This window comes from Marinicella sediminis (assembly GCF_002000055.1).
Taxonomy (GTDB): domain Bacteria; phylum Pseudomonadota; class Gammaproteobacteria; order Xanthomonadales; family Marinicellaceae; genus Marinicella; species Marinicella sediminis.
Genome location: NZ_MVBD01000011.1, coordinates 15,630 through 40,369 on the forward strand (window position 1 = coordinate 15,630; position 24,740 = coordinate 40,369).

Annotated in this window: 18 protein-coding genes; 7 read left to right on the forward strand and 11 right to left on the reverse strand. The window is 49.7% G+C overall.

Features of this window, described 5'->3' with window-relative positions; translation table 11 throughout:
- The first annotated feature begins 65 nt into the window (after positions 1–65).
- From B0475_RS13940 to B0475_RS13950, 3 genes are all read left to right on the forward strand, one after another.
- Complete coding sequence (locus tag B0475_RS13940; RefSeq protein WP_157892975.1) at positions 66–3,476, forward strand: hypothetical protein; 3,411 nt, start codon at positions 66–68, stop codon at positions 3,474–3,476.
- Between the two features lie 414 nt (positions 3,477–3,890).
- Positions 3,891–6,047, forward strand: a complete 2,157-nt coding sequence (locus B0475_RS13945; protein WP_157892976.1) for an acetyl-CoA hydrolase/transferase C-terminal domain-containing protein — start codon at positions 3,891–3,893, stop codon at positions 6,045–6,047.
- A gap of 61 nt (positions 6,048–6,108) precedes the next feature.
- Entirely contained in the window at positions 6,109–6,816 is a 708-nt protein-coding gene (locus B0475_RS13950) for a glycerophosphodiester phosphodiesterase family protein (RefSeq protein ID WP_198538302.1), read from the forward strand.
- Positions 6,817–6,846: 30 nt separating this feature from the next.
- Here B0475_RS13950 and B0475_RS13955 read toward each other — a convergent pair whose 3' ends face one another.
- The 4 genes from B0475_RS13955 to B0475_RS13970 are packed head-to-tail and all read right to left on the reverse strand — an operon-like array spanning position 6,847 to position 9,708.
- Positions 6,847–7,827 carry a glutathione S-transferase family protein gene (locus B0475_RS13955; RefSeq protein ID WP_077412498.1) on the reverse strand — a complete coding sequence of 327 codons (981 nt, stop codon included), beginning with the start codon at positions 7,825–7,827 and terminating at the stop codon, positions 6,847–6,849.
- 1 nt (position 7,828) lies between these two features.
- The gene (locus tag B0475_RS13960; protein WP_077412499.1) at positions 7,829–8,680 is read right to left on the reverse strand and encodes a pirin family protein; all 852 of its coding nucleotides are present in this window, start codon (positions 8,678–8,680) and stop codon (positions 7,829–7,831) included.
- A complete protein-coding gene (locus tag B0475_RS13965; RefSeq protein ID WP_077412500.1) occupies positions 8,673–9,284 on the reverse strand; it encodes an FMN-dependent NADH-azoreductase in 612 nt (203 codons plus the stop codon). The genes B0475_RS13960 and B0475_RS13965 overlap by 8 nt, the downstream gene beginning before the upstream one ends.
- Positions 9,285–9,318: 34 nt before the next feature.
- On the reverse strand, positions 9,319–9,708 hold the full coding sequence (locus B0475_RS13970; protein WP_077412501.1) for a DoxX family protein: 390 nt from the start codon (positions 9,706–9,708) through the stop codon (positions 9,319–9,321).
- A gap of 170 nt (positions 9,709–9,878) precedes the next feature.
- Between B0475_RS13970 and B0475_RS13975 the strand changes: the two genes are divergently transcribed.
- Positions 9,879–10,793: a LysR family transcriptional regulator gene (locus B0475_RS13975; RefSeq protein ID WP_077412502.1), complete on the forward strand. Its 915-nt coding sequence runs from the start codon at positions 9,879–9,881 to the stop codon at positions 10,791–10,793.
- Between the two features lie 6 nt (positions 10,794–10,799).
- On the opposite strand, the gene B0475_RS13980 is transcribed toward B0475_RS13975, so the two are convergent.
- Positions 10,800–11,666, reverse strand: a complete 867-nt coding sequence (locus tag B0475_RS13980) for an AraC family transcriptional regulator (protein ID WP_077412503.1) — start codon at positions 11,664–11,666, stop codon at positions 10,800–10,802.
- The gene (locus tag B0475_RS13985) at positions 11,663–12,157 is read right to left on the reverse strand and encodes a DUF2306 domain-containing protein (RefSeq protein ID WP_077412504.1); all 495 of its coding nucleotides are present in this window, start codon (positions 12,155–12,157) and stop codon (positions 11,663–11,665) included. The genes B0475_RS13980 and B0475_RS13985 overlap by 4 nt, the downstream gene beginning before the upstream one ends.
- A 166-nt stretch (positions 12,158–12,323) precedes the next feature.
- Between B0475_RS13985 and B0475_RS13990 the strand changes: the two genes are divergently transcribed.
- Positions 12,324–13,760: a pectate lyase family protein gene (locus B0475_RS13990; RefSeq protein WP_077412505.1), complete on the forward strand. Its 1,437-nt coding sequence runs from the start codon at positions 12,324–12,326 to the stop codon at positions 13,758–13,760.
- On the opposite strand, the gene B0475_RS13995 is transcribed toward B0475_RS13990, so the two are convergent.
- Positions 13,751–14,557: a hypothetical protein gene (locus tag B0475_RS13995; protein ID WP_077412506.1), complete on the reverse strand. Its 807-nt coding sequence runs from the start codon at positions 14,555–14,557 to the stop codon at positions 13,751–13,753. The genes B0475_RS13990 and B0475_RS13995 overlap by 10 nt on opposite strands.
- Positions 14,558–14,813: 256 nt before the next feature.
- Here B0475_RS13995 and B0475_RS14000 point away from each other — a divergent pair, with 256 nt between their 5' ends.
- Positions 14,814–15,434 carry a rhomboid family intramembrane serine protease gene (locus B0475_RS14000; protein WP_077412581.1) on the forward strand — a complete coding sequence of 207 codons (621 nt, stop codon included), beginning with the start codon at positions 14,814–14,816 and terminating at the stop codon, positions 15,432–15,434.
- A gap of 1 nt (position 15,435) precedes the next feature.
- Here B0475_RS14000 and B0475_RS14005 read toward each other — a convergent pair whose 3' ends face one another.
- Positions 15,436–16,665, reverse strand: coding sequence for a phosphopentomutase (locus tag B0475_RS14005; protein ID WP_077412507.1), 1,230 nt, complete (start codon positions 16,663–16,665; stop codon positions 15,436–15,438).
- Complete coding sequence (locus B0475_RS14010) at positions 16,662–18,983, reverse strand: winged helix-turn-helix domain-containing protein (protein WP_077412508.1); 2,322 nt, start codon at positions 18,981–18,983, stop codon at positions 16,662–16,664. Before B0475_RS14010 ends, B0475_RS14005 begins: the two co-directional genes overlap by 4 nt.
- Positions 18,984–19,174: 191 nt before the next feature.
- On the opposite strand from B0475_RS14010, the gene B0475_RS14015 reads away from it, so the two are divergent.
- The gene (locus tag B0475_RS14015) at positions 19,175–19,696 is read left to right on the forward strand and encodes a DUF3592 domain-containing protein (protein ID WP_077412509.1); all 522 of its coding nucleotides are present in this window, start codon (positions 19,175–19,177) and stop codon (positions 19,694–19,696) included.
- 23 nt (positions 19,697–19,719) lie between these two features.
- On the opposite strand, the gene B0475_RS14020 is transcribed toward B0475_RS14015, so the two are convergent.
- Together B0475_RS14020 and B0475_RS14025 are read right to left on the reverse strand one after the other, a co-directional pair.
- Positions 19,720–22,518, reverse strand: a complete 2,799-nt coding sequence (locus B0475_RS14020) for an InlB B-repeat-containing protein (RefSeq protein WP_077412510.1) — start codon at positions 22,516–22,518, stop codon at positions 19,720–19,722.
- Between the two features lie 15 nt (positions 22,519–22,533).
- Entirely contained in the window at positions 22,534–24,615 is a 2,082-nt protein-coding gene (locus tag B0475_RS14025; protein ID WP_077412511.1) for a choice-of-anchor Q domain-containing protein, read from the reverse strand.
- Positions 24,616–24,740 lie beyond the last annotated feature (125 nt).

Sequence of the window (24,740 nt, forward strand, 5' to 3'; positions counted from 1 at the left end):
AAACTCATGGGGGTGTGATCACTGCTGCATGACATACACGTGTGGCTCATAACCTGGAGATTGCGATGAAACCTGTTCAATTGACTATTGGAGCGATGACTCTGTTGGTGTTAATGGCCATGATGGGATTTTATCAACAGCGTGCTGGTTCAGGGATTGGAAGCATAGAAGTGCCCCGTCCATCCATGAAAACCCCATCGGCTGCTTTCGAGCGGCAGCAATATTTTTTACAAAAACGCATGCCGGCTGATGTTGACCAGTTGCCGATGGATCCATACCGTGATGCACGGCAGGTCACCAGCCAACAAGCAGTGTTCAGTACCCGTGTGGGCAGACAGCTGACCAACACAGAGCAATCGGCTGCGGAGAAAGCCGCAACAGAGTGGCAGTGGTTAGGACCAGGTAACATTGGTGGTCGGACCAGGGCGTTGGTATTTCATCCGGAAAATAGTGACGTGATGTATACGGCAGGTGTTTCCGGAGGTATCTGGAAAACCGTTGATGCAGGAGACAGCTGGACAGCACTGGCAGACCAAATGGCCAACATCAATGTGGGCGCATTGGCGATTGACCCCAGTGATCCCAACACACTCTATGCCGGTACTGGCGAACTATACCGGCTGACGCTCAGGCCTTACTCAAGCATGACCGGGGCAGGAATGTTCAAAACCACCGACGGAGGGCAAACCTGGTTCCAGTTGGAGGCCACAGTCAATGATTCTTTTTTATACGTCAGTGATATAGTGATCAGTCCCAATGACTCCAAAATCATCTATGTGGCCACCAATACCGGTGTCTGGCGTTCCACCGATGGAGGCATCAATTTCAATCAATCTCTGAACCCTCAGTCCGCCGCCGGCGCTTCTTTGTATGAGGGTTGTAGTGATCTGAGCATGCGCACTGATAAGCCCGATGACTGGCTGTTGGTCAGCTGTGCATCGCGTTCAACAGATGACCGTTACTTTCTGCCTGGGCTGTTGCCTGATGCCTGTGATGGGCCATGTGACGCAAGGATATACCTGAATACCCGGGCTCAGGCCACTGACAACTGGCAGGTTACCCTCACTGAGTCAGGTATGGGTCGTACTTCGCTGGCCATCCACCAGGCCAATCAGGACATCATGTATGCCGCTTCTTCCAACATTGATGGCGGGCCTGATTTGAGTGGTGACGGGGAACCGGATTTGCACAATGGGCTACATGCCATATTTCGTTCCACAGATGGCGGTCAAAGCTGGCAGGCCAGGTTACGCAACACCGATGCCGCGTTGTTGAATACCCAGTTGTTTTCCTATGCCGATGGCGCGTTGAATAGCAGCTGTGGTAATGGCAACAATTGGTATTACAGTGCTGGCTGGTATAACCAGGCGATCGCGGTAAGCCCCACAGATCCCGATGTGGTTTGGGTTGGTGGCATGGAAATATACCGGTCTGATGATGGCGGTGCTAATTTTGGGATGGCATCACACTGGGATGCGCTCTATTTTGATGATCCGGCTTATGAGCCAGCGTATGTTCATGCCGATCAGCATGGTCTGATTTTTCATCCTGATTATGATGGGGTGAACAATAAAACCCTGTTGGCCATCAATGATGGTGGTGTGTTTCTTACTGAAGATGATTCGCTTCCAGTGACTTATGGTGTGAATGCCCCTTGTACGCCACACACCACAGGTATCCGCTGGCGCAGCATCAATAACAATTATGGAGTGACGCAATTTTATGCCGGAGCAGTGTTTTCTGACGCCACTTCTGTGCTTGCCGGAGCCCAGGATAATGGCACCCAATATGGCAGCGAATTGTTGGGGCCTAATGGTTGGTCCATCATCAATGGCGGTGACGGTGGTGATCTGGCCATCAACCCCACAGATGACCTGAATTATTTGGTGTCATCGCAGAATGCCAACATACTGCGTACCACCAACGGAGGTAACACATTCACTCATTTATGGGATCTGGCTTCCAGTTCACCCACCCCAACGCCATACCATCCATCAAGTGCCAACCCAAATCGCATATTCATCACGCCTTTTGAACTGGATCCGAATCAACCCAGTCGGCTATTTCTGGGTGGACAAAAATTGTGGCGTAGTGATGACCAGGGTACCAGTTGGTTACCAGCGAGCTATGATGCAGGTGATACTTTCGATGACCTGATTTCTGCATTGGCCATCGCCCCCGGTAATTCCAACCGGGTGTTGTACGGAAACAGTAAAATCATAGCTGTGGTCAACCAGGCGCTGGATGAAAATGGTTTCTTTAGGGTCACGTTCAGCACACCAAGGTTAGGCTGGGTCTCATCGTTGGCCTTTGAGCCTGGCAATCAGGATGTGGCTTATGCCACGTATTCAACGTTCGGAGGAAAACACGTTTGGAAAACCACCAATGGAGGTCAGTTCTGGGTGCCCATTGATGGCTCGGGCGATGGGCAGTTGCCTGATGTACCCGTGCACAAACTGGTGGTCGATCCGAATGACCCTCAACGGCTTTATATAGGCACGGATCTGGGGGTGTTTGTGACCACTGATGGTGGGGCAAACTGGGCGGTTGAAAACACCGGATTCAGTCAGGTCATTGTAGAAGATCTGGTCATCAGAACGCCTGCTCAGGGGGGTGATCCGCAATTGTTTGCCTTCACCTATGGTCGTGGTGTGTGGAAAGTACCGTTGGCCGCACTGGATGGATCTCCTGACTATGTGATTGATGATCAGGTCAGCGGAGTTTGGTATAACAGTGAGCAATCTGGACATGGGTTGCAACTGGAGGTATTGGATATTGATGGGCAAACGGCTGTGCTGGCTGCATGGTATGCTTATCTTGATGGTGATCCGATTTGGTTGATTGGGGTTGGAGCGGTGAAAAACAACCGGGTAGACATTGACATGGGCATCAATGACAACACCGGATTTCCACTCGCTGATTTTGATCCAGAGGAAGTCAATCAGCAACTGTGGGGCAAAGTTAACCTGGTGCTGGATTCAGACCGTCAGGGCACCCTGGGCTGGTCATCGGTGCTGCCTGAATATAACAACGGCGCCATGCGCATTGAGCGTTTAACAGGCATCGCCAACAGTGATCAGGGAGCCAATGGCATCAATCATTGTCACAGTGGGTCCTGGTATAACCCGGATCAGGATGGTCATGGATTCATGGCAGAAGTGATCCCTGCAGGCGACGGATTGAATATGCTGATGACCTGGTATACCTACTTTGAAGGGCAGCAATACTGGATTCTGGCCAATGGCCCGGTCTCAGGTAACACCGCCACCATGTTGGCTTCCAGTTCTTCAGGCAGCAGTTTCCCCACCGATTTCAACAGCGATGATGTGCTGACTTTTGAGTGGGGAGAACTGCGCTTCACATTGTTGGATGACAACAATGCAGTGGTGGCCTGGGACAGTGTGCTGCCTGGTTTTCCGGGCAATGAATTGAACGTCACCCGCCTGACTCAACTCAAAGGCCATGGTTGTGACTGAAGCCACTGCACAAGCAGGTTGAATCTGTCACAGCCATGTCATCATTAGGGAATGATCTTGGAACTTCATTCACTTTTGTTACTGACAAAAATGAAAGCGGCCTCGGCGATCATATCGCGTGATCAAGCGTTCGACTCTCTGATTCGCTATCGCTCACGGCTTATCGATCATTCCATTATGGCTTCTTGACTTCGTCAAACCGCCATATCTGCATGATCTGCCTAACCAAGTCGGCGGGTCGAGCTGATCTTCAGCTTTCCGATGACTGGTGGCGTGGAACTTGCTGAGGGCAGGCTGAACAGGAGACTGCGAAAAACCTGATTTGCATCAAAAATTGTCGACTCAAATCAAAAAGCGCCGCTGGTGTGGTGTTTTATTGGTTACAATGTTTGTCACATGAGGGTAAAAACAAGCATGACCGTTCACAGCACACAATGTTCACAAGCCATTGATTTCATCACCAGCCAGATAGGTCAAAACTGGATTGTGGGTACCCCACTTGGCATCGGCAAGCCCAATCAATTGATCAATGCTTTGTATGAGCATGCCAAAGCAAACAATTCAGTGAATCTAGAGATATTTACCGCCTTATCACTGGAAGTGCCACATGGTAATTCGTTGCTGGAACGAAGGTTCCTGAATAATTTTGGCCGACGTTTTTTTGGTAACTATCCTGAGCTGGGATACCTGAGTGATGTGAAGCACAGTACCGTCCCTGATAACATCACGGTGCGTGAGTTTTATATGCAATCGGGTAAGTCTTTGCGCAGCCGGGCTGCCCAACAAAACTACGTCAGCAGTAATTACACCCATGTAGCCAGAGACATGGTTGACCGGCAAGTTAATGTGATCCTGCAAATGATCGCAGTTCAACGAGATGAGCAAGGCGTGCGTTACAGCCTCAGCTGTAATCCAGACCTGACCCTTGATATTCTGCGCATTGCTGAACGCAAAGGTCAGCCCAAGCCCCTGGTACTGGCCATGGTTAATGAAGAGTTGCCTTTCATGGGTGGTCAGGCGGAAGTAGGGGCTGAGTTTTTTGATTGGATTTGTGATCATCCGGAACACTATTTTGCGCCATTTGCCACTCCGGCCCAACCAATCAATGTCACTGATTACAGCATCGGTTTGCTGACCAGCACCTTGATAGAAGATGGTGGTACTTTACAAATTGGCATTGGTTCACTGGCCGATGCACTGGTCTACAGTACCCAGATGCGCCATCAGAACAACACAACATACCAGGATCTGCTGAGCCATTCCGGGATCATTGACCGGCATCATCAATTGATTGAAACTTGCGGCGATACCGGTACTTTCAGACGCGGTCTGTATGCCGCCAGCGAGATGTTTGTAGAGGGGTTTGCACAATTGTTTGAATCAGGCATCCTCAAAAGGCAGGTATATCCAGATGCTCAATTGCAACAACTGATCAATGAAGATCGTTTTGCCACCCGCATAGGGCCGGGTTGCCTGCAACAACTGCTTGATCATCAGGTGATTGATGAAGTCATCACACGGCGCACTTTTGAACGTTTGCAGTATTTAGGCATTTTGAAACCAGACCTGCACTTTGCCCCGGGAGTGATCACCGATGCATCAGGCCAAACGTATTCGGCTGATTTGCACAATGAGGAAAACCTGGCAGCAATTGAAACCCATTGTCTGGGTACCCATTTGTTACATGGGGCGGTGCTGCATGCCGCCTTTTTCATGGGTTCGAAGCGGTTTTACCAATGGCTACATGGATTGGATGAAAAGCAGAAACCATTATTTCAAATGACACCGGTCAGTCAAATCAATGAGCTTTATGGCGGTGAAGCACTGGATCGGGTACAACGCATCAAAGCACGATTCGTCAATACCTGTATGAAGGTGGATGTCCTCGGTGCCGCTGCCTCTGATACTTTGGATGATCATCAGGTGGTCAGTGGTGTTGGGGGACAATACAATTTCGTGGCCATGGCCCACGCGCTGGAAGACAGCCGTTCTGTGTTGATGTTGCGCAGCGTGCATGCCGGGAAAAAGACCGTTGAATCAAACATAGTATGGAAATACACATACTGTACCATCCCCCGTCACCTCAGAGACATTGTGGTCACTGAATATGGCATCGCTGATCTTCGGGGACAAACCGATGAGACCTGTATACAACGCATGATCTGTATTGCCGACAGCCGTTTTCAGGAGGGTCTGCGATCACAGGCAGTGGCCCAGCAAAAACTGTCAGCTGACTGGGAAGTACCGCAAGCATACCGGCATAACACCCCGGAAATGGTGGCTCAAAGGTTGGCCCATGCCCAATCTCAGGGTTATTTCCCGGCTTATCCGTTTGGCGAGGATTTTACCACTCAGGAAAAAACCATCATTGCAGCCCTTAAATGGCTGAAAACCCATACCCGCAATAAATATGCCATCCTCACCACCCTCAGCAAAGCGTTGTGGGTCAGACCATCCGCCCAGGAACAGGGTCATCTTGAATGGATGGCATTGCATCAACCAAACAGCTTCAAAGAGAAACTGTCGGCCAAACTACTGGTGCTGGCATTGCGGTATACCCGAACACCATGAACTGGAGTCAGCTGAAGGATATATTATGCATCGCTCGACAGTGTTCATATTGATTGGGCTCATGACCATGCAGATCAGCGCCAAACCCTTGATGATCGCCCACGCTGGGGGCGGTTACCTGGATACGGCTTATACCAACTCAATTGATGCATTGAATCAAAGTTATGAACGTGGATTCAGGCTGATTGAAATGGACTTTTCGTGGACGGCCGATGAGCAATTGGTGTGCTTGCATGACTGGGAAAGTACCCATAAAAAACTATTTGGCAACAAGCCCGCAGAACCCTTGAGCCTGCAGGCATTCGAACAACAGCTGGCAGCGCACCCTCATTGGCAGGTTTGTACCGCTGCCACACTGGCTGTCTGGTTAGCGGTTCATGCTGACGTGCGGATCATCACCGACATCAAGCATCACAACCTCAAAGGCATCCGTAAATTGATCACTGACCACCCTCAGATTAAAGCGCAATTAATTCCACAGTTTTACCAACCTCAGGAATATCAGCAGCTCAGGGAGTTGGGGTTCGTTGACTTGATCTGGATTCTGTATCAATACAAAGGCTCAAAGCAATCGGTGGTTGAGTTGAGTCAGGATATGGAACTGATGGCCGTCAGTATGCGCTCCCGGCAGGCCAAAAGCCGGACATTGCAAAAACTGCGCAAAAAACACCGGCTGTTTGTTTACACCATCAATCAATCCAGGACCCTGGAAAAACTGCATCTTCGGTACGGTGTGAGCGGCTTTTATTCTGATTTTTTATCGCCCTGAACAATGATCAGCCACCAGTGATCCACATCATCAGTTGCGGTCATGCGGTTCAAGCCAATCGATGTCCGGCCCGGCCGGTACCACGGCAGTGGGATTGATGGTCTCATGACTCATGTAGTAATGCTTTTTGATGTGTCTGAGGTTAACCGTTTCAGCGATACCAGGCATCTGATACAACTCCCTGAGGTAGCCACTGAGGTTAGGGAAATCTGCGATGCGTTTGAGGTTGCATTTGAAGTGTCCGACATAAACCGCATCAAAACGAACCAGGGTGGTGAATAAACGCCAATCTGCCTCAGTCAGCTCATCACCGGTGAGGTAACGCCGTGAATTCAACAGTTCTTCAACCCATTCAAGGGCAGCAAACAATTTCCTCACATTGCCTTCGTAAGCGTGTTGGGTGGTGGCAAAACCTGCTTTGTAGACACCATTGTTGATGTCCTGATAAACCCGCTCATTGATGGCATCGATGTCATCCTGCAGGTGCAATGGGTAAAAATCCAGGTTTTCAGCACCCAAGTCATCAAATGCCGAATTGAACATTCTGATGATGTCGGCTGATTCATTACTGACAATGGTGTTGTGCTTGCGATCCCAAAGTACCGGTACGGTAACCCGGCCAGAATAAGCTGGGTCTGCCTGGGTGTAAACTTGGTGCATGAATTGATGATTGAGTTGTTGATCACCAACGAAGTCATCGGCTGGATCAGTTGCCTGAAAAGTCCAGCCATGTTCTTTCATGACATAATCCACCACCGACACTCCAATTATCTTTTCCAGGCCTTTGAGTTTTCTGTAAATCAGCGTGCGATGTGCCCAGGGGCAAGCCAGCGATACGTATAAGTGGTAACGGCCGGCTTCGGCCTTGAAACCGCCGTCGCCCGTCGGTCCCGGACTACCATCTGCAGTCACAAAATGACGAAACTGTGATGCTGATCTTTTGAATTCACCATCGTGATCCCCGGTGTTGTACCATTGGTCATGCCAGACGCCTTGAATGAGTAATCCCATGTCACACCTCCTGTTGAATGAATTGACCTGACTGATAATCCTGAAAAGCCTGTTGCAATTGTTGGCGTGTATTCATCACAAATGGCCCAGCTCTCTGTACGGGTTCGTTCAGGGGCAGGCCTGAAACCACGATAAACTGACTGTCTTTGGTGGCTTCCAGCAGCAAAGTATCACCAGCAGTGAGCACCGTCAAAACACCAGCATCAATGGATTGGCTGTTGCCAACTATGAGCTGACCTTCATAAAGATAAACAAAAGCATTGTGTTTCGGATCCAGCCGATCGGTGAAGGTGGACCCTTGGGGCAGGCTTACGTCCCAGTAGTTAGGGTTGACAAAATCATTGTCAATGATGCCCTGGGTGCCGCGATTGGTTATACCGGCAATGACTTTGACACGGGTGGCATGATCACGCTCTTCCAGTGGAATTTCAGCAGCTGTGTTTTCCTGGTATTTGGGTGCTGTCATTTTGGCATCAGCCGGCAGATTTACCCACAATTGAAAACCCGAAAGCATACCCGCGGTTTGTTCCGGCATTTCTGAGTGGATGATGCCACTGCCTGCAGTCATCCATTGAATGCCGCCGTCTTCGATCACTCCATCGTTGCCGACGCTGTCCTGATGGCGCATTTTTCCTTGCAACATGTAGGTGACGGTTTCAAAGCCACGGTGAGGGTGGGGTGGAAAACCGCCAATGTAGTCACTGGCCTGATCTGAACCAAAATGATCCAGTAGCAGAAACGGATCCAGTTCAGGAAGCAAATGAGTGCCGATCAGTCGTGTCAGCCTTACGCCGTCACCATCTGCAGTTGGGGTGCCTTTGATGGCCCGTTTGATTTGATTGAATTCAGCCATTGTGAGTCTCCTGATGATGGGTTTCATTTGCTGCGGTCAAATGATCCATCAGTTGTTCAAGTTGTTCTGCTTCATGATGATTGGCATCCAGAACAGTCACATCGTCTATACCGAGAAAACCCATGACCTGTTGTAAATATGGAGTGCCAAAATCCATGTCTGAACCAATAGGCACGCCACCTGAGGCCATCACCAGAATGGCTTTTTTATGTTTCAACAAACCTTCGGGACCTGCAGCGGTGTAACGGAAAGTCAATTGTGCCCTGGCCACCTGGTCAATCCAGGCCTTGAGTACCGCAGGTACACTGAAATTATAAATCGGGGAGCCAATGATTACCCAGTCAGCGCGTTGTATCTCAGCGACCAGCTGATCTGACTCCTGCAAAGCCTCTGACTGTTGATGTGTGCGTTCATCAGCGGCAGTGAAATTGGCGCCGATCCATTTTTCATTGACAAATGGCAGCCCATGTACCAGATCCCTCTCGGTGACTTTAACAGCGGGATGCTGCTGCTTGATTCTGGCCAACACCTCGCCGGTCAGCCGGCGGGTGATGGATTCTGTTTGGCGTCCACTTGAGTGGATGATGAGTATATTTTTATACATAGTTAGTTCCAATGTGGGTTGGGTTGATGCCTGTTTACCGGGCGGTGAATCGATTGTCCAGGGCGTAGTACCCCGGACCATTGGCTACCAAAAACAAAAAGCCGCCTGCTATGGCGATGTTTTTCATGAACATCAATGATTGCATTTGATCATTGAAATCCAGGTGAAAAATCAGCGCTGAAAGCACGCAAAAACCCGCCAGAAGGAAAGCCACCAAGCGGGTTTTAAAGCCCAGCAAAACGGCGACTCCTCCGCCAATTTCGGTCAGAATGACCAGTGGTAGCAGAATACCGGGAATGCCCACAGAGTCCATGTATCCGGCTGTGCCACTGTAAGCAGTGATTTTGCCAATGCCGGCAACGATGAAAATCAGACTGATGAATACCCGGCCCAACAAGGGGCTGAATGTTTGAATGAGTTGCATGAGGTCTCTCCTGAGTTGTTGTTAAATGATGATGTCATTGTATTGTTTCATTTGAAAAGATAAACAGTGTAGAATAGAATTTAATGTTCAATAAAAGTGAACAATTGGTGCATGTATAGGCGCTTACAGGCATGTATCTTGAGTAAACCAGAACTTCAGGAGATCAACAAATGAGTACATTGGAGGACATGCAGGCTTTTGTCCGTGTGGTGGAAGCTGGCAGCATAACCAAAGCAGCAGAACAACTGAATACAGTTAAATCTGCCGTCAGTCAGCGCCTGAATCGTCTGGAAAGTCGTTTGGGTATCCAGTTGATGAACAGAACCACCCGTACCCAACACCTGACTGATGCCGGCCAACAATATTATCAGGACAGTTTGCGCATCATTGAAGAGGTGAGTGATGCCGAAGCCAGGGTGCAGCAAACCAATCGGGCACTGGCTGGCCCAATTCACCTGGCCGCACCGTTGTCGTTTGGCCTGAATCATTTGTCCAGACCTCTCAGGCAATTCAATGAAATTCATCCAAATGTTGAGTTTCACATTGATTTTAATGATCGTCAGGTTGATTTGGTGAATGAAGGATTTGATTTGGCGATCCGAATAGCCCGATTGGCCGATTCTACATTGATGGCGAAAAAAATAACCCACACCCGTTTGGTGTTGTGCGCCAGTCCTGACTATCTGAAGGTCTATGGCACACCACAGCAACCTGAAGATTTGAGTGAAGGGCATCACAAGCTCAAGTACGTCAGCTCTCCTGATATCTGGACGTTCATGAATGATGAGAATAAAAAAGTCAAAGTCAGGTTGCCCAATGCACTGACTTGTAACAACGGAGATTTTATGCGGGATGCGGCCATTGATGGCAAGGGTTTGGTGATGATTCCTGATTTTGTGTGTTACAAAGCCATCAAAACCGGTCAACTGATTCCATTGTTATGCACGTATCAGTTCGATAACATACTGGATACCTATGCGGTGTACCCGCAAAACAGACACCTCTCACTGCGGGTGAAAAAATTGATTAATTTCCTGCAAGCCAGTTTTGGAGCAAGTCCATACTGGGAAGTACCGGCACTTTGATATCAGTCACAACAAGGGTAGGTAGATGTCAGTGACCAATTCACTCTCTGCCACCTGAGGAAACAAGTTGCGGTAGTGAAAAAAGCATGGAAAATCACGCAGCTGTTGTTCCTGTTCTATCACCCATTGATTGTACAGGTATCTGATTTTTTCATCCATCAGGTCATGTGATCCCTGGTGGGTAACCCTGGCACAGCGGCCTGCCGGGATGACCTGAGTCACCACCCCAAAACTGTTGTTACTGACTGGTCTTTGGACAGTTGAACACACATCAAAACGAAAGGGTTCCGAGGAGGCCGGGTCACTGTATGCCAGGCCATATGTTTGACTGTTGTTGACTGGTGATTCATTGGTCTGTTTTCGCCATTCAATAAAGCGGGCTACGGTTTGGTTGATGAGGCGGTGATCACCGTGGTGCGGCAGGGCGGCCACCAGGGTTTCAGGAAACTGACAGATGTTGACTTCCATGGGATAAGGCTTGTTGAGGTAATAATTGTGTTGTTCAGACCAGGCAGACCAGTCGGGTTGTTTTCTGAACTGACTGGGGGTGATCTGGTACGTTCTCTTGAATGCCCGAGAGAAGGCTTCATGACTTTCAAAACCGGCATCAAGGGCTATGTCGATGATGGGCATTTGCGGAAAAAAGACCAGTTGGTAGCTGGCTTTTTTCAATCGCAACCGTTGTACAAAGGTATTGATGTTCATGCCGACACAGGCTGCAAACAGACGATGAAAGTGAAATTTAGAAAAACCAGAAACGGCACTGAGTTCATCCAGGGTTAAGCCTGCAGGTTCTGTCGCGGCCAGGGATTCATAGATGTGATGGATCACCCGGTCTATGCTTTGCTGGTATCTGGGGTGGATGTGGCTCATGTTGATTGCCTGTGATTTTTGTCAGCAAAGCGATCATACCATGTACGGTAATGCAGCAGCATGCCAATGATGCCAGCCAAATAAACCAGCCCGCTGGAAACCACAACCATAACAATGAATGGGGTATCTGGGATGCGGGTAAAGAGTTCTGCGACCAGGCCCATGTATAAACCAATAACAGACCAGTACATGAATTGTAGATGGATCAATCGCGCGTTGCTGATTGGCTTAGGGGCCCACAAAGGCCACATGCCTGCCATCAATGTCAGGGTTGAGATCACAGATAACCAATGAAACAGGCCAAAATAACCATACAAGCGGTAAGTCAGAAATGAACTGGTGAGCATCACTGTCATGGCAATCACATAGGCCAGACCTACTTTGCGGTGTAACCGACTGCCCTTGGCTTTGAACAACACCCAGGTACCCAGAATCAACGCTGTAAGGGCAGAGTAATAATGCAATTTGCCAAACAATTCTCCAGCAGTCATTGTTTTGTCCTGATTGAAAAATGCCAGCTTAACAAGTCTGACTGTTAGCTGCCTGACTGAAATTGCGCCGGGTATTCAATGTGTGATTGATCGCGCAGAATATGTTTATCAGGTATGATCTGATGTAAGCGATTTACCTTGGTTGCTGAATTTAAGGCAGAACATCATGAAGAAAAGCCACAAACTATTGAGCGTATTGTTCCTGACGGTGTTCAGTGAGCTGTTAATGGCTCAGTTAAAAGCCTTTCCCGAGGCAGAAGGTTTCGCCGCCATGGTCACCGGAGGACGGGGTGGTGATGTCCGCATTGTCACCAACCTCAATGCCAGTGGTACCGGGTCATTGCAATGGGCGGTTTCTCAACCAGGCCCACGGATTGTGGTCTTTGCCGTGTCCGGACTCATTACAGGAGACCTGCACATCCCACATGGCGACCTGACCATCGCAGGACAAACAGCACCGGGCGCCGGCATCACACTGGTCGGTCACATGTATACCACCTATGGTAATGACACTGGCAATATCATCATCCGACACCTGCGCATCAGGCCACCAGATCCGGATGCTGTATGGCCCGCTAACCAACACGATGCCATTCAGTTTTCCACCGCCAATCACATCATGCTGGACCACATCGATGCCTCCCATGGTGCCGATGAAACCATTGATTTTTGGGGAGGAGCTTCATACATCACCATTCAGTATTCTCACTTGTCTTTCCCGATATATGACACCGTTAATGGTTGGACCCACAACAAAGGCGTGATCAATCACCGGCCTTGCCTGGATTCAGGCAACTGTCAGCCTGGTGACCGCCCTGGCGGTCATATTTCAATCCTCAACAATGTCTTCACCCATTCCAGAAACCGCACCCCGGCATTATCCGTGGGGCCAGCTGAAGTGATCAACAACATCACTTACAATGGTCGTGAGGGCTTTGTTCATCACAATGTGGCTGAAGGTGAGTTCAACATCATTGGCAACCAGTATGTGGCAGGCCCCAGCATCAGTTTATCACCGTTTTGGTTTGACCCTGAAAACCCCAACCCACCCATTCCAACCACCTATTGGCTGCAGGATAACCGGGTAGATGACCCGGGAGAATACGTGGGCGTGGTGCAAAACCCATGGGATGATGCGTCTTTTGGTAACAGCTATACCTTTGCTTGCTGTGGGATCAACAGCGATCAATTCAATCAATCCGGAACATTTGATTTTACTGCCGACAGTGATTATGTAGCACCTCAGGTTCATGATCACAATTCGCTGGAGGATCGGCTGCTACCTGCGATTGGCGCTTATCCACATGATGTGGTGGCCAGACAATCAATTCTGGAATTGCTACAACGGTCAGGTCATTGGCGTAATTACCGGCCCGCAAATTTAATGGCAGGTCTGACAGCCACAACACCACCATTGGACAGTGATGATGATGGCATGCCGGATCTCTGGGAACTGGCCAATGGTTTGAACCACCTCAATGGCAGCGATCACACAACCATCATGCCATCTGGCTACAGTGCCATTGAAGAATACATCAACGCCCTGGCCACCGCGTTAATCGGTGACCTGATTTTTGCGGATGATTTTGATGATCAGCCCTGAGGCGAATGGGCTGTCAAACCGTGACGCCAGCCAAACACCACAGCCAAAATACCCAGTAGTAAACCCGACAGGTAGATGGTGCCTGGATGCAATTGCGATAGATGCATGACCACAGCAGCCCACCAGTTGGTTTGACCCACGGTGGCATAAAGGCCGTAACTGATCGCAGCGATACCTGCAGCCATCAGCCAGGGCCACCTGCTTTTGCGGTACAACACAGCGAGACCTATGCCCAGCAATACCGAAAGCAGCATGCTTAATTGTATGGCATACTCAAAGCGATAAAGTGTATCCGGCCCTTCAATCATCATGCCCGGTAGATAATTGGCAAATAAACGTGACAAGATGGGTGGTAACAGGCCAATCAAGGTACCGATGATCAGGGCACTGTGGATATGAACCAGGCGCCGCCAACGCATCGCCAGATAAACCTGTAACGCAGTACTGCACATCAGCCAAACATCAGCAGTCAGCAAAGCCTGACCAAACAACACATAAAATGGATGGTCTGCCACTGCTTTTTGAGCCCCCGCCCAGGTAACCAGTGCGAAAGCCGCAGTCATCAAGGGCACCATGACGAAAATCAATAATCCGGCTTTTCGATGGGCAGCCCTTCTGCCGTTGTGAATCAGCCAGCTTTGCCAGGCAATCAGTAGGATCCAGAGGGTCGAAGTGGCGCCGTGTAAATGATGGGCCAGCGGCGCGTCGTTCAGGCGGCCGAAATAACTGGGCCAGAAAGCGACCACCGTGATGATCAGAATCAGTAACATGAAGTAATGGGTTTTGCTGTACGGCATATTGAGTTCCCCCAGGTGTTGTTGTTAATAAAATAATCCATCTGCTGATAAAATGCCAGTGGCACCAAAAAGCACACAAAAAGGATGATTCATTTGCAATCATGAGCAAGGATGGCAAATCATCATCGCAGAACAGCAAATCCAGTGCTAATCAATGGACAGTGAATTCCATCAGCTGCCAGTGTCTGTCTGTAGTGCTTAGTGCTTGTCAAGCCCGGTACAAACCAGTAAACTGATTTTTTTTATTGAGCCTGACATGATCGCACTGAACCAAACCATCATCATCATTGCCGCGACTTGTCTGGTGTCCTATCTGGCCTGGCAAAACCGTTTGCTGATGGAACGACTGATCTTCTGGTCGCCAGCCATCAAAGAAGGGCAGGTTGAGCGATTTGTCACCCACGGCTTTATTCATGCCGATGGTATGCACCTGTTATTCAACATGTTTACCTTTTATTTCTTTGGTTCTATCATTGAAGCCTTTTATCGGCAATACCTCGGTGGAGCTGGTTATGTGCTGTTTTATCTGGGGGCGATTGTGGTGGCCATGTTGCCATCGTATTTTCAACACAGGGATGACCGCAACTACTACAGTCTGGGTGCTTCAGGGGCGGTGTCAGCGGTGTTGTTTGCTTATATACTGTTCGCTCCCTGGGAGTTGATTTATTTATTTGGAGCGATTCCGGTACCAGCCATATTATTTGCCGTGGCTTATGTCTATTACAGCATCAAGGCTCATCATGCAGCCAATGACAACATCAATCACAGCGCGCATTTATATGGTGGTTTGTTCGGGGTATTGATGACCATTCTGATAGAACCCAGGGTGTTGCCTTATTTCTTCAGGCAATTATTGAACCCTTCCTGGTTGGGTTGATTTATCGGAAGTTGATTGCCACACCGTGGGGTAAGGCCGCCAAGCCAAAATGCTTGGCCAGGCTCTGACCCATGTCAGCCATTGATTTGCGGGGGCCGATGTTTTGCCCGCTGACTTCAGGTCCGTAGAACAACACCGGTACATGCTCCCTGGTATGATCTGATCCGGGTTGGGTGGGGTCGCATCCATGATCGGCCGTAATCAGTGCCAGGTCGCCCTGTTGCATCAGGGCTTCGAGTTCAGGTAATCGTGCATCAAATGCTTCCAAGGCGCAGGCATATCCGGGCACATCGCGACGGTGACCAAATAAACTGTCAAAATCAACAAAATTGACGAACACGAGGCTGTGATCAGGCGCTTGTCTGAAGGCTTCAAGCATGGCATCAAATAAACCCATGTTGTCTCCGGCTTTGATGGATTGGGTGATGCCCCGGCCAGCGAAAATGTCTGCAATTTTACCCACTGATATCACTTCATGACCGGCTGCCTTCATGACATCAAGTAAGGTGGATTCTATCGGTGGTGTGGTCAGGTCTTTGCGGTTTGCCGTGCGCTGGAAATTGTTGGCATTGTCGCCCACAAATGGACGGGCAATAACCCGAGTGATGTTCAACTCATCAACCAACTGTTTGGCGATGGCTGAAATTTCCAGCAACCGATCCAGGCCAAAATGTATTTCATGCGCCGCAATCTGAAACACCGAGTCAGCCGAGGTATAGCAGATGGGCTTACCGCTGCGGATGTGTTCTTCACCCATCTGTTTGATGATTTCAGTGCCTGAAGCATGACAGTTTCCCAAAATGCCCGGCAAGCCGGCTAATTCGATGAAGCGCTCAATCAACTGATCTGGAAAACAGGGACTGCTTTTGGGGAACGTACCCCATTTGAACGGTACTGGTACACCTGTCATTTCCCAGTGCCCACTGGGGGTGTCTTTATCCAGGCTTTGTTCGATGGCATGGCCAAAAGCGCCTTGCACGGTGGGATGATCAGTTCCACCAGCCAGGTTCATACCGCTGCTTTGTTTCAGGGCAGCACCCAATCCCCAGCGCTCCAGGTGCGGAATCTTCAACGGACCATGCCTGACACCACTCACATCGGCTTGGCCACGCGCACATTGTTCGGCGATGTGCCCCAGGGTGTTGGCAGCCTCATCGCCATACAGTTGAGCGTCATCACTGGCACCGATGCCCAATGAATCCATCACCAATATCACTGCTCTTTTCATCATGTTCTGACCTTTGTGTTGTGCCTCATCCGATCATTATAACCCTGTTGGTTTTCTGTTGTGGAATGGTCTGTGGACTGTTGTTTCAGTTGTTCCAGCAACAGTTGGTCTTCATATTGCCAATAATCGCCGGCTTTGAGCTTCAGTTCATTCATCAACCCCACTGCTTCGATGTGCTTTCCGGCGGCAGCTGCCGCTTGTGCCCGGTATTTCTGGAATGGATAGATAAATGGCTTAAACATGGCCGTACGTTGCAGTTGGTCCACCAGTTTTGGCTGATTGAATGACAAATACAATTGGTTCAAACGGTTCATGACTTGCACCATTTGATCAAAGCGGCCACTGCCGTGCACGAGAACCATTGCTTCCAGATAATGCAGTTCACTGGCTGCCAGTTTGCCCTCAAGCATGGCCAGGTCTCCCTGGTACATGGCCAATAAGGGATGGTCTTGTAAGGTCAATTCACGCACGAAGGTTTGTGCTCTGGGCACATCCGATTGCTCTATGGCCATGATCAACGAGGCTTCATTGAGCGCATCACCAATCTCTTTATGGGGGTGCTCAAGATACAATTGCCTGAGCATTTTCAGGTCTATATCAGCCTGTTCAAGGTTGTTCTCTGCCAGGTGGAGTTGCAGCAGCCATAGGTAAGCATCGGCATTGTTGCCATACAGTTCAAGTTCTGCATTCAGTCGCAGCACTTCCTGCCATTGTTGATGGGCCAGTTGAAAACGGCCGGTTTGTTGATAGATGCGTGCCAGCTTGGTGCGGTTATCGCTGATCCCCCGGCGGTGTTTGAGCTGCTCTGCATGGAACAGTGATTCCTTGACCAGTTGTTCGGCCTGTCTGAACTCATTGCGTTGTCTGAGGATGCTGGCCAGAACGGTTTTGGCTTGCATTTGATACCTCAGGTCGCCCGATTGCTGAAAAGCTTTGATGGCCAGCTGTGCTTTTTCAATGGCCACCAGGGGCTGATTCATTTCTCTGGCCAACTTGGCATGGGTGCTCATGATGGTGCCATATAAATGAGGCTGGGAACTGGGATCAGTGACCTGACCGGCCATTTGTAAAGCCTGTTCGGCATTTTCAAATTGTTTGGTCTTGCGGTAGAGGATACCCTGACTGATGTAAACTGAGGCCATTCTGGCCGGATTCCTGCTTTCTTCAGCCCATTTCAGGGCTTCCAGGTAAACCTTTTCTGCCGCCGCCAATTCGCCTACAGAATCCAGACAATGTCCTTTGACCAATTCCACCCGAAAAGCCAGGTTCTGATCATTGGTCTGGATGGCCTCCAGGATACCAATGGCTTTGCGTGGATCGGCTTGCTTACGCAATGCAATGGCCAGTTCATACCAGGCCATTTTGAAATTGGGGTCCTGCTCAACGGCTGCTTCGAGGTAGGTCATCGCCTGATCGCTGTCACCAGAGACTTGTGCCGCCATGGCTTTGAAGTAACTGTGCATGGCGAACTCATTGCGGGTGTAGACCTGCTCATCCGCGGATTGGCTGATGGCTTCAGGTCTAACCTGTTGCCGGACCCATTGACTGATGTGATCAAACAGTGTGATCAGTTGATTGGCTTCAAGTTGCTCACTGGCCTGAATGTCTTCCTGCCACTTGATTTGTACACTGGCCTGATAAGGGGGTTGTTGTTGATCAGGTTGGTGTAAATGCACCACCAGCTGGGTGAGCGCGGATGATTCCTGCCACAAATCAAAACTGATGTAAGCGCGTTCAGCATGGCCCTCATTGATGCGACCTTGTTGAGCTTGCAAGCCATCGACGTTGTTCAGCAGGTGGCCGAGCAGGTTTTTTCCACCTGCGAGCATCCAGTTAGCCGGCTGAGCAGACTTGGGGCGGGCGCTTTGACTGACGACATGCACCTGTGGGGTGGTAATTGAGCCTGGTGGTTCTGTCCCCTGGTGCCACAGCAACCAGATGGCAATGAACACCAGCATAACACCAAATACCTTCAAACTGATGTGACTGCCTGTTTCACGGACAGGGGCATCCTCAGGGCTGCTAACAGTTGGCAAAAACCGAAATCCCTGCCCATAAACGGTTTCAATGTATTCATCAGGCTGACAGGCATTCAGGGTTTTGCGGAGTTTAAGAACACATTGATCAATGGTGTTGTTGGTGACCACACGACCCATCCAGACTTCGTCAATCAACTCATCCCGGCTGATTAACTGATTGGGGTGAGTGAGTAAATACCGCAATAAATCATGATTCTTTTTGGTCAGGCTGAGTTCCTGACCATGATGTAACAGGGATTGCTGCTCCGGATCATATATAAATTCAGCAAAAGCGTAGGTCATTGTTTCAGGTTTCAGTCAAACACATCTGATCAGTGGGCAAACGATGATAACACCGATTACCTGATTCGGAAATCAAAAAAGGGCCGACTGATTCACGAATTCAGGATTATTTCAGGACTCTTTCAGGATTGATTGGCTTTCCACAGCTACAATCTTTAGTCATGATTCAATGAAAACAAGAGGGCATTAAGATGAAGACAGTGAGTTGGGTTTTGGCGGTACTGGGGTTATTGCTGTTCGCCGTGGGTATCTGGATGCTGACCACGGCCATGGCCAGTAATGACTGGCCAACGGTGGAAGGTAAAGTGGTGACTCCCAATGTGGTGGGACGATTGCGACAGGCTACCAATGCCCGGCACCGCAGCCTGGAATACATTGTTGAAGTGACCTACCGATATCAGGTGAAAGGTCGCTCGTACCAGGCTAAACGATATTCGCTGGGCAAAGGAATGACCACAGCAGATGGATTCAATGACCGTGCTGAGGCCCGTGAATGGATCAAACAATCACCTTATCAGCCAGGTGAACCAGTGACCGTTTATGTCGACCCGGCAGACCCCGAAAACACCGTGCTCAATGCCGGCATTCAGGGTTCAACCTGGGTGCCGGTATTGCTGGGTTTGTTGTTTGGCTTGTTGGCCTGGCTTAATCATCATGTTCTGATGAAGCAGGCCGCCAACAAACCCATTCAGTCGGTGGTTTTCAAGATCTGAATTCCATCTTGATTCCGCGTGGATCAATCATCAAAGCCATTGATAAAGATGACTTCGCTGGGGTCTGTAAAATGCGCTGTGAGTACTTTGTCACGTTCCATCATCAGCGCGCAGGGATTGGTTTGATCAACGCAATTTCCAAAATCCACTGACCAACCAACAAAATGCATGCCCTGATCCGGTGTGGCCACCAGGGTCAGTTCAGTACCCAGGGGAAAATCATAAGTGCAACTCATGTCACAGTTGATGCCTGATGTGCCTGCAACCTGGCCAAAGCCTTCAACCACCACCTGCAGATTCAGGTCCGGGCCACCCTGTTGATATAAAAACAACTCTTCATGCCCGGGATGATTGGCCACCGCAGTCCACTCCGGGGTTTGTCTGGCAGTAAACAGCACACCAATCCGTGCAGGGGTGACGGTGGTGTTTTCCATGACTTGCATGCGTATCCCCACAATGCTGTCAACATGCTGACCCTGATTGCTCAGTGAAATGATCCGGCCAGTATCGGTCTGACTGTCATACAAAACCAGGTCATCACGGCGATCATCATCGCCGGCAAAGTCGATGCCATCAAAGGTGCTCTCTGTGAATTTATAAGCCACATAACGGCCACTGTCAGAAACGCTTGAGTAATAGATACTGGCATTGTCACTGTACAGCGGCAAACCCGATTCGTTTTTTGACGCCAGGCTCAATGTGGTGTTGATCCGGTCATACATCAGCACCTGGGAATCACCCGCCTGACTGTAGTCATCGGTGGTCAAGTTGGACGCCCTTGTGATGAAGGTTATTTGAGAGCCATCGGCAGAGATATCAGCTGAATTGGACTGGTCATTGCCCTCTGTACCGGCGGCGGTTTGACTGACCCGGGTGATTGGGCCGCTGGGTAGTTGTTTGATGAACACATCTCCAAAACCATTGGTGTCAGCAGGGACCAGCTCATCACTTTCAGAATCAAAGACCACAAAAGTGTTTGCGCCGGTTCCGCCGATTGACGGTTGTACGCCAGTGGCTGCTAAACCATTGAGGTCCTCAGATACCAGGCTGATGTTTTGTGTTACGGGATCAAACAGGTAGATGTCATACGTGGTGTTGAGGTCATTGGCTGCGATGCTTTTGATGGTTTGAAACACCACCAGCCCTGCATCGTTGACTTGTGCGAGCACCCCTTCATCAATTGCCAGAATGCTGTCATCTTGACGGTCATATAAATAAATGTGAGATGAACCCAGATCCAAAGTACCTCCGGGGTGAAAGTAATTCGATGAAAAAACCACAAAACGTCCTGAAGGTGAGATGCCATTGACGCCGGCATTTTCGACCAGCAGCTGAATGTCGTTGCTGTGGCGGTTGAGCAGATACAAGTGGCTGAAGGCCGGATCAACCGGGTCAGGTGTCATGTTGGCTGCTTTGGTGTTGAACACCACCCACATCTGGTCACTGCTGCTGAAGGCAACTGAGATGTCATCAATGATGGTGTGGGGATCAAACAATGGTGTGGAAACTTTAGTGAACTGTGCTGTGCTGAATTGATGAACAAAAATTTCGGTTTCACCGGGCAACACCTGTTGTTGGTTGAAGTCGCTGGCTGCTGAAATCAGGGTCAGCCGGTTGCCGTTCAGAGACAAATCGCTTCCAGCACTGTAACCATTGGCAGAAACGTTTTGTTCATTGACCGTGATCAGGCTCAGGGTTTCTGTGGTCGGATCATAGCTGAACAAATCATAGAAGTCATTTGCATCATTGCTGACCAGGTTACTGGCATTGTGAGAAAACACGATGCGGCTGCCATCACCACTGATGTCGACGCCAGATGGAAAACCATCCGTTAACTCATGACCATTGAGGTCCAGGCTGATCCGGTTGATGATGCCATTGTCGTACACAAAAACATCATCACGGCCGTTGTTGTCATTGGCCACCAAATCACCCTGGCTGGTAATGAACACCACCACACCGGTGTTGCTGACTGCTGCGGGAATGGAAAAATCATCGAAAGCCGATGATTGCCCGGTGGGTGTGATGTTGATCAGTGTGGTGGTGTTGTTCTGGGTGTCCCGCAGAAACAGGTTGTCTCTGGAGTTTAGGATCACATCATTGGTGAGGTTGGTGGCTTCTGAAGCCATCAGGACATACCTGCCATTATCTGAGACCCCGGCCACAGCGGTGTAATCGTCAGCAACAGCCAGCCCATCGGCAGAAATGCTGAGCAACTCATAGGTATTGTTGGTCAGGTTTTTTCGGTATACCTGATAACGAAAACTGGTTTGCAGCGGATCAATGGCGTCGCTGGAAGCAAAAGTAATGAATTGACCATCGTCACTCAGGTGAACCCCGTTATAGGTATCAAAATAAAGGCCATTGCCATATTCACTGAGGTTGGTCAGGGTGCCGGTCACCAGGTCTTTGAGGTATATGTGGTCATAGACAGAACCCTGGTTGTTAGGCAGGGTTTCATCATCACTGACAAATGCCACGTAGCGTCCGTCAGAAGTGGGTTTGGAATACGCTGACACGAAGCTGCTCAATTGGCTGCCATCTGAGCGACTGGTCACCAGTGTTGTGTTGCCCAGTTGCAGGTCTCTGATGAACACATCGGACAGGCCATTGTCATCACCATTGATCAGGTTGCTGGCATGTGAACCGAAGGTCACGTAGCGTCCATTGGTTGATATTTGGGCGCCGTAAGATGTGTTGTTGGCGATGTCGCCAGCCTGACCTGTGGCTTCGGATAACCAGCTGATGAGTTGGCTTTGGGCCAGACCAGCAAACAATAAAAAGCCCGTGGCAGACCATATTTTCAAGGTAAAAAAACGCATGAGAGACTCCTCTGATTACTCAAAACTGTTGGCAAAAATCACATCAGAAACCACAAAAGTGATGGCACGTGTGTAGGTGTCCTGACCACCGTTGACGACTCCGCCATCATCCCGCAGGCTGATATCTACCAGGGCCTGTCCGCTGGCGTCTGCTGCGAGCTCAAATGTCAGGTCTCCCGTACCGGGATCGATGGCAGGAAAACCACTGAAAAACCCCACCGGTGCGGCGCTGACATCAACGGCAAACACCAGTTGCTGACCGGCTTCGTTGGTTGGTCCGGCACTCAGGTCAGTCGCCCAATTGTTTACTGTTATGAACTGACCTTGAATACCAGCCACTGTCTCACTCGAAACCGAGTAGAAGGGGGCATCATTGACTGGCTCGACGATGAATTCGGAAGTGATGGTGCTGCGATTGAACAGATCAGTGATGGTGTAATCAAAAGTGGTCACCCCATAGCCATCTGCATCATCAGCCTGAAATTGCAAAGCCCCATCAGGCCTGAGTGTCAATTGCCCCTGGGCATCTCCGGTGCTGGTGCTGAACTGGCCTGCCGATATCACCACCAAGGGATCATCATCAACATCATTAGACAGTACACCATTGGCGGCAGTGAGGGTCAGAGTGGCTCCTTCCAGCAAGATATAACTGTCGGCAGTGGCCACTGGTAAGGGGTCACTGGCGATTGATCCCAATTCAACGGCACCAATATCGCAGCCATCAAAAAAGTCACTGATGCCTGGTTGATCCACGCTGCGTAAGCCGCTTTGGTCGTTGTACTGCCCCCTTTGGTCGCTGGTCAGTGCATTGCACTTGCCTTGATCTACGGCCACAGAATTGATCAGTAGCTGACGGGTTGGTGTTGGGCCTCCATTGTCAGCCAAAGGTGAAACCAACGGCAGAATAATCACCGGAGGTTCACCGACGAAGTCATCATTGATGTTTGGTTGTCCAGCGGGAAAAGTGGTACTGATCTGTTGATTGTTGCCAATCAGGTTGTTGCCAAAAGTGATAAAACCACCGGTCAGTTCCGGAGCCGCACTTTGTGACTGATCACTGTTGCCGGCAATCAGATTATTCTTCAGGTTAACCCCGGCAGATGAAGAGGAATAGATCGCTCCTCCACCGGAATCATTGCCGGTCTGATCATTGTTAAAGTCTGCTTGATTGGCGACCCATGTGTTGTGTCGCAATGTGACTTCAGCGCTTTCCAAGGGGTAGCCCGGACCACCCATGGCCAGTGCTCCACCAACGCCATCAGCAATGTTTTCTGAAAAAGTACTTTGTGTGATTTCCACAGTTGATACAAAAGCCGCGCCATTGGCTCTGACCAGGATGGCACCACCGGCGGCATCATCCAAGGGGTTATTGCCTGCCAGGTTAGTGGCGGTGTTGTTGGCAAAAGTACTGTTCTCAATGATGACGTTTTGTTGGCCACCAATGAATACAGCGCCACCACCGGCCACGGTTTGATCTATGCCCTGAACGAAATTACCGGAAAAGTAACTGTCACGAATGGTTGTGGTGTTGTTGCTACCGGCGTACAGCCCTATGGCGCCACCACCGCGTTCAGAGTTGTTGCGTAAAAAATCCACCCGTTCAATGGTCAATGAAGCCCCACTGATGTGATAAGCCCAGATCGCTGCTCCATAATCACTGGCTGGCAAGCGGATGCTGGTGTCAGCAAAGGTCACATCGCTGATGATGAATTCGGCATCGGCTTGCAGATTACTGATTTCCAGGATTCTGCTCTGTGCAATGCCGGCAAAAGTGACCAGCTCTTTGGCGGGTCCCTTCAGATGGATTGATTCTGACAGTGTGTAGGTTTCAAAGGTGGCAAAGTAAGCCGGCAGTATGGCGTTATCAAAGGTAATCTCATCAACCACCGGATGGGCCTCGCCGGCGGCACACTCGCCAGCCAGTTGCCCTGATGCCAGGTTGGTGTTGGCGGCGTCGATGGCTTCAACCAGGGTGCACAGACCATCGTCAGCTGGCAGGTTGGTTAAATCAGTGGTGTTAATGACGATCTGGGCAGCAGACAAAGGAGTTGTCACCAGCACAAAACTCATGAAAAAAAACAGCTTCCGGGTATCCATAAGGGTTCTCAGCAATTGAAAACCTCAGCTTAGGTTCTGCCTGATGTTGAATCATGAACGGCTTATGAAAAGGTTATTATTTTTCAGCCAGGCTCCTGACAGCTGGCTTTCATAGCAGTCATTCT